Here is a 13,280-nt window from a genome sequence, read left to right on the forward strand (position 1 = left end):
TCCAAGGTAATGGCCGATCTTGGGCGCCCGGCGAGATTTCCCTGTACGTTTGCTGGCAATCCGACGGCGTCGCCCGGGGCTGCGGCCAGCTCCGCCATGGGTCAAAACGGCAAGGGTGGATTAAACGGCAAAGGCACCGGCGGTCCGCTGCGGGAAAATGGGAAAACCCGCTGCAACCACCGGTGCCGCGCAGGCATCCGCATGCCTGCTGCATCACTCGCACCCTCAATGAGGTAGTTACAACGTTAGGTTCCAAAGTTGTGCGCTGACTGCGCTGAAGGTGGGAGCTGGCTGGGAATCACGTCAGACTGCAATGATGGGGACATGAGCAACCGAATCGCATTCCTGGGCTGTGGGTCAATGAACGAGGCAATCATGGGCGGGCTGATCGACGGCGGCGTCGACCCGGGCGACATCGTCGCGACCGTCCGTCGGGCCGAGCGCGCGGCCGAGCTGGCCCAGCGCCACCACGGGATCACGGCCATCGCGGGCGAAGAAGAGCCCGACAACAACAAACAGGCCGCCACCGGCTCCGGCGTCGTGATCCTCGGCGTCAAACCCGTGGGGATCGCGGACCTGGCCCGGGAAATCAGCGGCTCCCTGGCTCCGGACACAATCGTCATCAGCGTTGCCGCCGCCGTGTCCCTGGAACAGCTCGAGGCGGCGCTGCCGGCCGGCCAGCCCGTCATCCGCACAATGCCGAACACTCCGGCGAAGCTGGGCCGCGGCGTCGTCTCCGTCTCGCCCGGGACCAACTGCTCCGCCGGGCAGCTCCAGCGCGCCAAGGACATTCTCGCGGCCGCCGGCACGGTCGTGGAGATCCCCGAAGACCAGGTGGACGCACTCTCCGCGATCAGCGGCTCGGGCCCGGCCTACGCCTTCTACCTGGCGGAGGCCATGGCCGAGGCCGGGGCGCAACTGGGCCTGGACCCGGAGCTGTCCCTGTTGCTGGCCCGCGAGACCGTCGCCGGGGCGGGCTTCATGCTGGCCGAGCCCGGCGCGGATCCCGCCGCGCTGCGCAAGGCGGTCACGAGCCCGAACGGCACCACGGAACGGGCCATCGCGACGTTTGACGAGCGCGGACTGCCGGCCATCATCGCCGACGGCGCCCGCGCGGCGGCTGAGCGCGCAGCCGAAATCACCCGCCAGCTCGCCTGAGCCGGCCCGGGCGGCCCATGGGGCTGCTGCAGGTTCCGGAGCCGCCGCGGGCTCCAGTTCCCGCGGCCGGCTCCGGCTGCGGGCTAGGGGCGGGCAGCGAACCGTTCGAGCAGGTCCACGTGCCCCGAAACAATGAGCATGTCCCGCGAGGAAACCTTGGTTTCCGGCCGCGCGTAGGTGAAGTCCTCGCCCGGGGACTTCACGCCGACAATCGTGACGCCGTATTTGGACCGGACCTTGGACTCATCGAGGGTGAAGCCCACGGTCTCGCGCGGCGGGTACATCTTGACGATCGCGAAGTCGTCGTCAAACTCAATGAAGTCCAGCATGCGCCCGGAGACCAGGTGCGCGGCGCGGACGCCGGCGTCCGCCTCCGGGTAGATGACGTGGTTGGCGCCGATCCGGGTGAGGATCTTGCCGTGCGAGGGCGTGATCGCCTTGACCCAGAGGTGTTCGATCCCGAGGTCCACGAGGTTTACCGTGATCAGCACCGAGGATTCGATCGAGGTGCCCACGCCCACGACGGCGGAACTGAATTCCTGGGCGCCGAGCTGGCGGAGGGCATCGATGTTGGTGGCGTCGGCTTCCACCACATGCGTCAGGACGCTCGCCCACTTCTGGACGAGGGTGCGGTCGCGTTCAATGGCAAGGACCTCCCGGCCCTGCTTGACCAGCTGCTCTGCGGTGGACGCACCAAAACGGCCCAGCCCGATCACCAGCACAGGGGCGTTGTGGGCGGGGCGGTTGACGGCGCCTGAGGAACTAGCCAATGATCGGTCTCTCTTCCGGGTAGTGGTACAGCTGGCTGCGTTGGCGCAGGGCGAGGCCGGCCGCAAGGGTGACCGTCCCGACGCGCCCGGCGAACATGAGCAAAGCGAGGACATAAACCCCCGACGGCGGCAACTCTGCACTGAGGTTGGTGCTGAGGCCCACCGTGGCGAAGGCGGAAATGGTTTCAAACAGGACCCGGTCCAGGGAGGCATGGCTGATGTGCAGGAGCAGGAGGGCCGAGACCGAGACAAGGGTGGCGCCGGCAACGATCACCGAGATGGCCACGCGCATCGTGCCCTCGGGGATGGTGCGGCCGTAGATTTTCACGTCCGCGTCGCCGCGGGCCTCGGCGGCGATCGCCAGGAACATCACGGCGATGGTGGTGACCTTGATGCCGCCGGCCGTGGATGCGGAACCGCCGCCGGCGAACATGAGGGCATCGGAGAGCAACATGGTGGTGGACTCCATGTGGTTCTGGTCCACCAGGTTGAAGCCGCCGGAGCGCAACATGACTGAGGCAAACAGCGCATGCGTGATCTTGTCGCCGAGGTCCATGTCCCCGATGGTGCGCAGGTTGTCCCACTCCAGGAAACCCCAGAGGACCGTGCCGGCGGCCAGGAGAATGAAGGAGACCTGGATGGTCAGCTTGGTGTGGAGGTTCCACTTCTTCCACCGCAGCCCGTTCTGGTGCAGCACCATGACCACCGGGAAGCCCAGGCTGCCCAGGAATACCCCGAGCATCAGCGGGACGAGGATCCAGAGATCCGTTTCGTACGGCACGATTCCGTCCGAATGCGGCGTGAATCCGGCGTTGTTAAACGACGAAATGGCGTAGAAGATCCCGTGCCAGACGGCCTGCGGGAAGCTCTCCCCGAGGATCAGGAAGCGGGGGATAAGAGTCAGCGCCAGGGCGGCCTCGATCACCACGGAGGTCACGATCACGATCCGGAGCAGCGTACCGACTTCGCCGAGCCGGCCGGCATTCATGGCCTCCTGGGCGATCAGCTTGCCGCGGACACCGAGTCTCTTGCTGACCATGAGCGCCAGCAGCGACGCGAGGGTCAACGTACCCAGGCCGCCCACGAAAATGCCGACCAGGATCACGAGCTGGCCGAAGAAGGACCAGTGCACAGCCGTGGAGACCACGGTCAGGCCCGTGACGCAGACAGCGGACGCCGCGGTGAAGAACGCCTGATGCAGTGGTGTGACTTGTCCCGTCGCGGAAGCTAGGGGCAGCGAGAGCAAAGCGGTGAAAACCAGAATCACGACGCCGAACGCCGAGAGAGCCAGGCGGGCAGGCGAGCTGTTGGCGATGCCGTCAATGAAGTCGCGCAGGCGTGTGAAAATCCACAGGCCTTCCCGCTCCGGCATGCCTGGCTGCCAGTTGGCCGGGCTCGTGGACCTCGACTGGCTTTGCGTCATGTTTTTCCTCGGTTGAAACTTCTTCCCCAAGTAGTAAACCACTAAACACCGCGTAATGGCCGGGGATCCAACGTGCACGCGCGGGAAGCCGGGGACCGCTCGGGTAGCCTGTGATTGATGACATTCCTGCCCGGACTCGCTCAGACCGCGCTGCCAACGACGGTGGTGTGGGCCCCAGCCATGACTGCCTACAACTTTGGCCACTCCCACCCCATGGCGCCGGAACGCATGGAGCTCACCGCGAAGCTGGCCGGAAGCCTTGGACTGCTGGATCTGGACCACGTCACGGTATCGGCTCCCGACGTCGCAACCGACGCGGAGCTGTGCGCAGTCCACAGCCCGGAGTTTGTGGCCGCCGTACGGCGCGTGAGCGAAAACCCGGACACCCCCGACCATGCCAGGGGCCTCGGAACCGAGGATGACCCCGCCTTTGCCGGCATGCACGAAGCCAGTGCCCGGCTGGCCGGCGGCTCCCTGCTGGCGGCCGCAGCTGTCCTGGACGGAAGCGCGGTGCGGGCCGTGAACTTCGGCGGCGGGATGCACCATGCCTCCCGGGACCGCGCGAGCGGCTTTTGCATCTACAACGACGCCGCCCTGGCCGTCCAGCGGCTGCTCGACGGCGGCGTCCGGCGGGTGGCTTACGTCGACGTCGACGCCCACCACGGCGACGGCACGCAAAGCATCTTCTGGGACGATCCGCGCGTCCTGACAATTTCGCTGCACGAATCCGGTCTGACCCTCTTCCCGGGCACCGGGTTTGCCAACGAGATCGGCGGACCGAACGCACAGGGCAGCGCCGTGAACGTCGCCCTCCCGGCCGGCACCGTTGACGCCGGGTGGCTGAGGGCCTTCCACGCCGTCGTGCCCCAGCTCATTGGTGCGTTCGAACCGGAAGTGATCGTCAGCCAGCACGGCTGCGATTCGCACCGGCTTGACCCGCTGACCCACCTGAACATCAGTGTGGACGGCCAGCGCGAGGCCGCCACAGCGATCGGCAACCTCGCCGCCCGCTACTGCGATAACCGGTGGATTTCGACCGGAGGCGGCGGCTACAACGTCGTCAGCGTGGTGCCGCGGGCCTGGAGCCACCTCATAGCCATCGCCGCCGGCCGCCCGGTGCCGCTGCGCACCCCGGTTCCGGAGGACTGGCGCAACTACGTCAAAGACAAGTACGGCGCCAAGTTCGGCGTGGAGCCCCCCGAGACGATGGGCGACGACGTGGACCTCTGGTGGCGGTCCTGGGAAGTGGGTTTCGACCCCAACGACGAGGTGGACCGCACCATCATGGCCACCCGCAAGGAGGTGTTTCCGCTGCACGGACTTGACCCCTGGTTCGACTAAATCCCGACCGGGCCCAAGGCCCGGCAGCAAGGCACCAATTCGTGGATGCCATCTGGCGTATATGTCGCTAGTGTGGAGGGCATGGTGACAGACGACGTATTTGCCGTCATTGCTGAGGCAACCAGGCGTGACATTCTGATAGCCCTCCGCAAGGGGGACAAAGCGGTGGGGGAACTGGTCCAGGAGCTTGAAGCAAGCCAGCCCACTATTTCCAAGCATCTTAAAGTCCTCCGCGAAGCGGACCTGGTGAGCATGCGCGCCCAGGGCCAGAAGCGGTACTACACGCTCAATCCCAAGCCGCTCGCCGGGGTTGCCAGCTGGCTGCAGGCATTCGACGTCGGCCCCGCCGTGACAGCGGACGCGGCCGCAGCCCTCCACCCCGAAACCGGCCCCACAGCCGTCCCGGATGGCCTGGCCGCCGCCGCTGTTGCGCAACCGGCCGTCCCGCAACCGGTCGCCGCGCAACCCGCCGCTGCACTGGCGGGCCGCCCGGCCGGCAGCCCGCTGAGCCCCGCCGTCGTCATTCCGGTGGGGACGGCATGGGAGGACAAGATGCCCCAGCAGATCGGGCGGACCGTGGGCCGGGCGGCCACCAGGGCCGCGGATCTCCTGGCCAACCTGCCCAAGTTCGGCCGCAAAAAGTAACCTTTCCCGCCGCTGCGTATGCCGCCGCGGGTATGCGCCGCGGCCGGCAGCTCTGCCCACTGCGGACCAGGCGGACCTTGCGGGCGCCTGTGCGCTAGGTGCGGAGGATCCGCACGTGCTCGGGGGTGAGGTCCGCGACCCGGCTGACGCCGAGCAGGGCCATGGTGCGTTCCATGTCCTTTTCGAGGATTTGGAGGGCGCGGTCCACGCCGGCCCGTCCGCCGGCCATAAGCCCGTAGAGGTAGGCGCGGCCGATCAGCGTGAAGTCGGCGCCGAGGGCGAGGGCGGCGATGATGTCCGCGCCGCTCATGATGCCGGTGTCCAGGAGGATCGCGGCGTCGCTGTGGTCGGCCTTGAGGGCGGCGGAGACTTCGGGGAGCAGGTGGAAGGGGATCGGTGCGCGGTCCAGCTGGCGGCCGCCGTGGTTGGAGAGCACGATTCCGTCGGCGCCGTGGTCCACGACTTTGCGGGCATCGTCGACTGTCTGGATGCCCTTGACCACGAGCTTGCCCTTCCACGTCTCGCGCAGCCAGTCGAGGTCGGCGTAGGTCAGGGTGGGGTCGAACATGGAGTTGATGAGGTCCGCGACCGTGCCGGTGTACCGGGAGAGGGATGCGAAGGTCAGTGGTTCGTGGGTGAGGAAGTTGAACCACCACGCGGGCCGGTGGGACGCATCGAGGACGGTCTTGAGGGTCAGGGCGGGCGGGATGGTCATGCCGTTGCGGACGTCGCGGAGCCTGGCGCCGGCGACGGCGGTGTCCACCGTGACCATGAGGGTGTCATTGCCCGCCGCGGCGGCACGCTGGATCAGTTCCAGGGAACGGTCCCGGTCAGTCCACAGGTACAGCTGGAACCAGTTGCGGCCGGTGGGTGCGGCGGCGGCCACGTCCTCGAGCGAGGCCGTGCCCATGGTGGAGAGGGTGTATGGAATGCCGGCGGCTTCGGCGGCCTGGGAGCCGGCGTATTCGCCTTCGGACTGCATCATCCGGGTGAAACCGGTAGGCGCGATCCCCACCGGGAGGCGGGACGGCCCGCCCAGGATGTCGGTGCTGAGGTCGATGCTGGAGACGTCACGCAGGACCCCGGGCCGGAACTCGATGTCCAGGAACGCCTGGCGGGCGCGGCGGAGGGAGATTTCGGCCTCGGCGGCGCCGTCGGTGTAGTCGAAGGGCGCCTGGGGTGTGCGGCGTTTGGCCATGTCCCGCAGGTCCCAGATGGTGCTGGCCCGGCGGAGCCTGGCAGCCCGGCTGAACTCCGGCTTCTTGAACTGCATCAGGGGCGCAAGGTCGGCGTATTTGGGCACCCGGCGCTTCAGCGCGGCAGGGAGCCCGCGGGCGGCCGCGGCTGTGTCGTGGCCGGATGCGGGGGCCGCGTGGCCGGGCGCAGTGGCCGCGGGTGTGGTCGGAGCCTCGGGGTTGCGGGACGGGACGGTCTGCGTCATGGCTGCCTCCGGTTCTGCAGGATCTTAAGCGTGTGCTCCAGAACACTCTAATGGCCATGCTTCTGGGGCCCGGCAGGTGTGGCCCAGTGGCCGCCAGGGCGTTCGGGCCAGACCCGTGGGCGTCCCCGACCAGCCTGGTGCCCGCAGGAACCGTTGACCTGTTGCCCGATGACGGGAGGTACGTCCCGGCCCGGTGCGACGGCGGATTGTTACGCCCGGCGTTTGCCCCCGCCGCGGCTCCGGGGCTATGGTCGAGGCTATGACTAACCGTTGGTATGCGTATTTTTCGTTGGCTCTGGAGGGGCCCGCGTCTAACTGACACGCATCCAACTTTCCTTCAGAGCCAACAGGGCAGAGATCATTCTCTGCCCTTCGCCATTTCTCCGGCGGGTTCTGATCAGGGCCCGCTCCGCATCCGGAACAGGACCCGAACATGAGCATCGAAGCAGCCACCGGCACCCAGCACCCCACCTCGAACCTGCGCGTCAGCGAGTTCACCCCGCTGCCCACCCCGCAGGACCTCATGGCGGAACTGCCCTTGGAGGCCCGCCTGGCCGAGGTGGTCGGGCGGGGCCGGGACGAGGTCCGGGCCATCATGGACGGTGTGGACGACAGGCTGCTCGTCATCGTGGGCCCCTGCTCCATCCACGACCCCAAGGCGGGGCTGGAATACGCCCGTAGGCTGGTCAGCCAGGCGGAGAAGCACCGCGAGGATCTGCTGATCGTCATGCGCACCTACTTCGAAAAGCCGCGCACTACGGTCGGGTGGAAGGGCCTGATCAACGATCCCCGGCTGGACGGCAGCCACGACATCGCCGCGGGCCTCCGCGCAGCCCGGGCGTTCCTGCGGCAGGTCACCGCCCTCGGCCTGCCCACCGCCACTGAGTTCCTTGAGCCCATCAGCCCCCAGTACGTCGCGGACCTGGTCGCCTGGGGCGCGATCGGCGCCCGGACCACGGAGAGCCAGATCCACCGCCAGCTGGCCTCCGGGCTGTCGATGCCGATCGGCTTCAAGAACGGGACCGACGGAGATCTCCAGGTGGCACTGGACGCGTGCAGCGCCGCCGCCGCCGCCCAGGCATTCCTCGGGATCGACGACGACGGCAGGGCGGCGCTTGTGGCTACCGCCGGCAACCCGGACACCCACGTCATCCTCCGCGGCGGACGCAAGGGTCCCAACTACTCAGCCGCCGACGTTGAAGCAGCCTCGGCGAAACTCGCCGCGAAGCAGTTGAACCCCCGCCTGATCGTCGATGCCAGCCACGCCAACAGCGGCAAAAACCACCACCGCCAGGCCGAGGTCGCCCTCGAAATCGGTGCGCAGCTGGAAAGTGCCGGAGCCGCCGCCGGGGCCATCGCCGGCGTCATGCTGGAGAGCTTCCTGGTGGGCGGGGCGCAGACCCTTGAGGTCAACGCCGCCGTCAACACAGTCACAGGCGCCGGACGCGACGGGCTGGTCTACGGCCAGAGCGTCACTGATGCCTGCATGGACTGGGACGTGACGGCATCGGTACTTGGCCAGCTGGCCGCCTCGGCCCGCACGCGGCGGACGCTTGCCTGAGTCGGTAACCGGAGGAGCCCGGTGCTGCGAGTTTTTCGAGATTCCTGCGGAAATCGTGGGGGGATTCCTGAGGAAGTCTTTCACTTTGGCACCATGAGCAACTAGTGTTGCTAACACATGGTTGTTTGATGGCTCAGCATCGGCACACCGCCATGTCAACAGGTGGGGCTGCCGTTCGCTTGAGCAAAGGAATAGGGAAATGTCTACGGAGGCCAACTTCTCCAAGGCCCGTTTTTTGACCGTGGCCGAAGTCGCGGAACTTATGCGGGTATCAAAAATGACTGTGTACCGTCTTGTGCATTCGGGGGAGATGCCGGCCGTGCGGTTCGGCCGCTCCTACCGCGTGCCGGAAAACGCCGTCGAACAGTACCTCAAGGGTGCCGTCGTCGACCGGAACGACGGCCACGCCGGAACTGGCTGAACAGTCAGCGGCAACATTCACAGCGTGAATCGACTGCTTTGGGTCCCGCACGGGGCCCGCGGTCGTGGGGTGCCTCGCAGAGGCGGTACCCTGTTAAGGAACGTTTTACGTCATTGTAAGAACCTGTCAGTTGTTTTAGTCTGCTGCTTAGCCCGCGGACACTTCCCAACAGGCAGGTACTGCATCTAGCCGGTAAGGAACTTTCGTGGGTTCAGTTATTAAGAAGCGTCGCAAGCGTATGGCCAAGAAGAAGCACCGCAAGCTGCTTCGCAAGACGCGCCACCAGCGTCGCAATAAGAAGTAGCAATACTTCGAAATGCATGAAATGCCCGTTGCCTTCCAGGCGGCGGGCATTTTTCTTGCCCCGTCCCGGTGGGAAGATTTCGCACCGGATCAAGGACACGGGCTACGGAATCGGACACAGGCGGCCCGGATCCGCGGCGCACGGGTCTGAAACCGCAACCCGGGTCCGAAACTGCAGCGGAAAACCGCGGGCGGCCTAGCGGCTGGGGCCGCGGAAGCGGGAGAACCCCCGCCACAGGCCGTAGATGGCCCCTCCGACCGTCGCGGCCTTGAAGCCCAACGTGGCGGCGCGCCGGCCGGCACGGAAGTCGTAGACCGGCCAGTTGTGCTCGCGGGCGTAACGGCGCAACTTGGAGTCGGGATTGATGGCAACGGGGTGCCCCACCATGCTCAGCAACGGGATGTCGTTGTGGGAATCGCTGTACGCCCAGCAGCGGCTCAGGTCCAGGCCCTGCTCCTCGGCAATTTGCTGGACTGCAACCGCTTTGGCCGGTCCATGGAGGATCTCGCCCACCAGCCGCCCCGTGTACGAGCCGTCCATGATCTCGCCCACCGTGCCCAGCGCCCCGGTCAAGCCCAGCCGGGCGGCAATGACCGTGGCCACCTCGATCGGCGTCGCCGTGACGAGCCATACCTTGCGCCCGACCCGGAGATGCTGTTCGGCCAGGGCCTTTGCCCCCGGCCAGATCCGCGACTCAATCATCTCGTCGTAGACCTCTTCGCCCAACGCCTCGATATCCTTCGCCGTGATGCCGGCGGCCAGCGTCAGGGCCGAATCGCGGACGGCATGGACGTCATCCATGTTTTCGCCGCGCAGTACGAACATGAACTGCTTCCAGGCGAACCCGGCAGCCTGCGGCAGCGTGAAGGCGCCACGCTGGTGAAGCTTCCGGGCGACATGGAAAAGGCTTGCGCCCTTCATGAGGGTGTTGTCGACGTCGAAAAATGCGGCCTCGCCGTGCTGCGTCGATGCAGCAGGCTCATTGGCCACAATGACGTATTTCTCCTCGGGCATGCCACGAGTCTAGTCAATGACCGGCCCCCGGCCGCCCCCGTGGCGCGCGGCGCGACGGCAGGACGGCCCCGGCCCCGGGCGGACTGCGCCGCGCGTCGACGCCGAGTGGCCGCCGGGCTACGGTGGATGCATGGCCAAACCCGCGTCCTTCCCCGATGTAGTTCTGATCACCAAAACTGACTGCCACCTGTGCACAGAGGCGCGCGCCGCCGTCGGCCGCGTCACCGCTGCGCTCGGAATAGAGTGGTCGGAGAAATCGGTGGACGACGACGCCGGGCTGCGGGAACGCTTTGCCGAGGAGATCCCGGTGGTGCTGGTCAATGGTGTCCAGCGGGATTTCTGGAAGATCGACGAGGCCCGCCTGACCCGGACCCTGCAACGGGTCCTAGACCAGTCCTCCTGACGGCGGGTGCTTTGTTGCGTGATGCGCGGGGGCTCTAGAGTGGGAAGCACAACGCGACGCAATGGAGCAGATAGTGACTTCGCTGGATTCATCTCCCGGGGCTGTCCCCGGGGGAGCCGGGACTGCGGCCAAACAGATTCCACCCGCGGCCGTGGCCCGGCTGACCATCTATCTGCGCGCCCTGACCACACTGCTGGCTGAGGGGGTGGACCGGGTCTCGTCCGAATCGCTGGCCGAGGCCTCCGGCGTCAGCTCCTCGACGCTGCGCAAGGACCTCTCCTATGTCGGCTCCTACGGAACCCGGGGTGTCGGTTATGAGGTCCAGTACCTCAACCGCAACATCGCGGCCGCGCTCGGGCTGACGCATGACTGGAAAGTCGCGATCGTCGGTGCGGGCAACCTGGGCAAGGCCCTGGCCCGGTACGGCGGATTCGAGTCGCGGGGCTTTGACATCGTGGCAATTTTCGACGCCGACCAGATGGTGGTGGGCAGCGAGGTCGGCTGGCTGCGGGTCAGCGACGCCGCCGACCTTGAGCCGGTATTGCAGCGGACGGGCGCCAACATGGTGGTCCTCGCCTTGCCTGCCGCTGTGGCCCAGGACGTCTGCGACCGGGTGATTGCCGCCGGCGTGCGGAGCATCCTCAGCTTCGCGCCGGTGATGCTACAGGTCCCCCCTGGGGTCAACCTCCGCAAGGTGGACATGGCAACGGAACTGCAGATTCTGGCCTACCACGCACAAAGGGCGCAGGACCCGGAAGACGCCGACTAAGGTCGGCGAAGCCTTCCGGCTCCCGCGCCGCTGGGTGGTTCCCTACTGGGCAGAGACTGGCGAAGCTACTTCCCGAACGGGGCTCCGGGCTGTCCGTAGGGGTTGGCAAAGGGCTGCCGCTTCTGGAAGTACGGCGCTGCCGCGGGCAGGTAAAGCAGCACGATGGCCGCGATACCGACCAGTGCCGCCAGGGTGGCCAGGCTGAGCGGGATGATGTTGAAGACCGACAAGGCGGCGAATACGGTGCCCAGGATGCGGGCCCAGTTCTTGCCCTTGCGGACATTGAATGCCACGAGGGCGTACAGCCCGGCGCTGATGGCGGCGAACACCACGATGGTGCCGATCAGCACACCCTTGATGGATTCGAAATCGATGCTCGTGCCGCTCGCTGCCATCTGCTGCTCGAACATGTCCCTGACGGCAGGGCTGTCCAGGGTTCCCAGGGACACCAGCATCGAGATGACCCAGAGGGCTCCGGCTGCGATGATCAGCCAGAACGAAGTATTGACCAGCTGGGGAACCGCGCCCTGAGCCTGCGGCTGTTCGGACGGGTACTGGGCGTAGGGGGACTGACCGTAGGGAGACTGGCCGTACTGCGGTGCCTGGGGGGCGTTCTGGCCGTAGGCCGGGGGTGTCTGCTGGCCGTATTGCGGTGCCTGGGGGGCGTTCTGGCCGTAGGCGGGGGGTGTCTGCTGGCCGTATTGCGGTGCCTGGGGGGCGTTCTGGCCGTAGGCGGGGGGTGTCTGCTGGCCGTATTGCGGTGCCTCGGGGGCGTTCTGGCCGTAGGCCGGGGGTGTCTGCTGGCCGTATTGCGGTGCCTGGGGGGCGTTCTGGCCGTAGGCCGGGGGCGTCTGCGGGGCCGGAGTGGATTCCTGGCCCGGCTCGGAGCCGTCGGAGGGTGGGGGCTGGACTGGCGGGTTGCTCATGAAGCGGTCCTTTGCGTGTCGATCGATCGAATCGGCCACCGGGATCAGAGATCCTGCCCTGCCCCCAGCATGGTTTAGCTCAACCGTACCGCGGGCTGGCCCCCGTGCGGATCATTCCGGAGAGGTATTCTCAACCCTCATTCGGTGGCCGGCGAGTGGCGGCGGTGGAGCCCTGGCGCTGCCACGATCCGGCCCGTGCCCTGTGCGGCGGCAGGCCTAGATTCGGCCCCGGTTGGCGACAAACCAGGCCTGTGCGTTCGGCAGCCACATGAGCACGGTCGCCACCAGGCTGATGAGGAAGCCCGGCAGGTTTCCGCCCGCCCGGCCGTCCGCGATGCCGGAACTGATGAGTGCCAGGACCAAGGAGATGCCAACAAGGATGGTGAGGGCGAAGCGGGCCCACTCCCGGCCTTCTTTCATCTTCATCGCCAGGATGATCTGAGCAGTTGCCAGCATGAGCGCCACGATGACGAGCAACAGCACCAGGAGCCCGATTGCCGGCGCGAAGGCGATCAAAACGAAGGACCCGAACAACCCGATGATTCCACCGAGGAGTCCCAGGAGCCCGCCGATAAGCCAGATCCAGTACGAGACCTTCAGCTCGGTGGGCATTACAGCGACCTTGAACATGCCGGAGAGCCCGCCCGCAGGCAGTGCATCGCCGAAGTTCCGGGGGCGGTCGGTCGGCATCTCAAAGCGGAATCCGCTGGCAGGGGCCGGCTGGCCCTGGTACCCCGGTGGCGGTGCCTGGTACCCCGGCGGCGGTGCCTGATAACCGGGAGGGAACGGCGGGTTGGCCGGGGGCTGCTGCGGTCCCGCGGGCGGGACGTTGCCCGACGCCGGTGGCTGGGCGCCCGGCTGCTGCGGAGGTACATCACTCGGGTTGCTCATGGCTCTCACTGTAGACCGCCGTTTCCCTGTTATCTAGGGAATCTGCAGCCGCGTCCCGGTGCCCGCCGGCGGCGCCCAACAGCGGCAAATAGCAGCGGCGCAAACAACAGCGCCCTGCTTCATCGCGAAGATGAAGCAGGGCGCTGGAGCCGGCTGACCGGCGTCGGCCATCAGGCCCGGACTGGAGTGACCGGGACCGGACCTGTTGAATAC

The 13,280-nt window shown here is 66.9% G+C and carries 14 protein-coding genes; 8 read left to right on the forward strand and 6 right to left on the reverse strand.

Annotated elements, in window-relative coordinates:
• Positions 1-324: 324 nt before the first annotated feature.
• Complete coding sequence (gene proC, locus C566_RS0114335) at positions 325-1,158, forward strand: pyrroline-5-carboxylate reductase (protein ID WP_026266711.1); 834 nt, start codon at positions 325-327, stop codon at positions 1,156-1,158.
• 83 nt (positions 1,159-1,241) lie between these two features.
• Here the strand turns inward: proC and C566_RS0114340 are convergent, their stop codons facing one another.
• Together C566_RS0114340 and C566_RS0114345 are read right to left on the reverse strand one after the other, a co-directional pair.
• Complete coding sequence (locus C566_RS0114340) at positions 1,242-1,880, reverse strand: potassium channel family protein (RefSeq protein ID WP_026266712.1); 639 nt, start codon at positions 1,878-1,880, stop codon at positions 1,242-1,244.
• Positions 1,881-1,920: 40 nt separating this feature from the next.
• A complete protein-coding gene (locus tag C566_RS0114345) occupies positions 1,921-3,351 on the reverse strand; it encodes a TrkH family potassium uptake protein (protein WP_026266713.1) in 1,431 nt (476 codons plus the stop codon).
• A 117-nt stretch (positions 3,352-3,468) separates the two neighbouring features.
• On the opposite strand from C566_RS0114345, the gene C566_RS0114350 reads away from it, so the two are divergent.
• Positions 3,469-4,692, forward strand: a complete 1,224-nt coding sequence (locus tag C566_RS0114350; protein WP_018775042.1) for an acetoin utilization protein AcuC — start codon at positions 3,469-3,471, stop codon at positions 4,690-4,692.
• 81 nt (positions 4,693-4,773) lie between these two features.
• A complete protein-coding gene (locus C566_RS0114355; RefSeq protein WP_018775043.1) occupies positions 4,774-5,337 on the forward strand; it encodes an ArsR/SmtB family transcription factor in 564 nt (187 codons plus the stop codon).
• A gap of 94 nt (positions 5,338-5,431) precedes the next feature.
• Here the strand turns inward: C566_RS0114355 and C566_RS0114360 are convergent, their stop codons facing one another.
• Positions 5,432-6,778, reverse strand: a complete 1,347-nt coding sequence (locus tag C566_RS0114360) for an alpha-hydroxy acid oxidase (protein WP_018775044.1) — start codon at positions 6,776-6,778, stop codon at positions 5,432-5,434.
• A 433-nt stretch (positions 6,779-7,211) separates the two neighbouring features.
• On the opposite strand from C566_RS0114360, the gene C566_RS0114365 reads away from it, so the two are divergent.
• The 3 genes from C566_RS0114365 (at position 7,212) to C566_RS22435 (ending at position 9,064) form a co-directional block, all read left to right on the forward strand.
• Entirely contained in the window at positions 7,212-8,339 is a 1,128-nt protein-coding gene (locus C566_RS0114365) for a 3-deoxy-7-phosphoheptulonate synthase (RefSeq protein ID WP_018775045.1), read from the forward strand.
• A 199-nt stretch (positions 8,340-8,538) separates the two neighbouring features.
• Positions 8,539-8,760 carry a helix-turn-helix domain-containing protein gene (locus C566_RS0114370; RefSeq protein WP_018775046.1) on the forward strand — a complete coding sequence of 74 codons (222 nt, stop codon included), beginning with the start codon at positions 8,539-8,541 and terminating at the stop codon, positions 8,758-8,760.
• A gap of 205 nt (positions 8,761-8,965) precedes the next feature.
• A complete protein-coding gene (locus C566_RS22435) occupies positions 8,966-9,064 on the forward strand; it encodes a 30S ribosomal protein bS22 (RefSeq protein ID WP_003792170.1) in 99 nt (32 codons plus the stop codon).
• Between the two features lie 195 nt (positions 9,065-9,259).
• Here C566_RS22435 and C566_RS0114375 read toward each other — a convergent pair whose 3' ends face one another.
• Positions 9,260-10,078, reverse strand: coding sequence for an HAD family hydrolase (locus tag C566_RS0114375; protein ID WP_018775047.1), 819 nt, complete (start codon positions 10,076-10,078; stop codon positions 9,260-9,262).
• Positions 10,079-10,208: 130 nt separating this feature from the next.
• On the opposite strand from C566_RS0114375, the gene C566_RS0114380 reads away from it, so the two are divergent.
• Positions 10,209-10,481, forward strand: coding sequence for a glutaredoxin family protein (locus C566_RS0114380; protein ID WP_018775048.1), 273 nt, complete (start codon positions 10,209-10,211; stop codon positions 10,479-10,481).
• A gap of 73 nt (positions 10,482-10,554) precedes the next feature.
• Positions 10,555-11,250 (forward strand): redox-sensing transcriptional repressor Rex, encoded by a 696-nt coding sequence (locus tag C566_RS0114385; RefSeq protein WP_018775049.1) that lies wholly within the window; start codon positions 10,555-10,557, stop codon positions 11,248-11,250.
• A gap of 65 nt (positions 11,251-11,315) precedes the next feature.
• Here the strand turns inward: C566_RS0114385 and C566_RS0114390 are convergent, their stop codons facing one another.
• Together C566_RS0114390 and C566_RS23225 are read right to left on the reverse strand one after the other, a co-directional pair.
• A complete protein-coding gene (locus C566_RS0114390; protein ID WP_018775050.1) occupies positions 11,316-12,176 on the reverse strand; it encodes a Yip1 family protein in 861 nt (286 codons plus the stop codon).
• Between the two features lie 216 nt (positions 12,177-12,392).
• Positions 12,393-13,067 carry a hypothetical protein gene (locus C566_RS23225; protein WP_155846888.1) on the reverse strand — a complete coding sequence of 225 codons (675 nt, stop codon included), beginning with the start codon at positions 13,065-13,067 and terminating at the stop codon, positions 12,393-12,395.
• Positions 13,068-13,280: the final 213 nt, after the last annotated feature.

The organism is Arthrobacter sp. 131MFCol6.1, assembly GCF_000374925.1.
GTDB lineage: Bacteria > Actinomycetota > Actinomycetes > Actinomycetales > Micrococcaceae > Arthrobacter.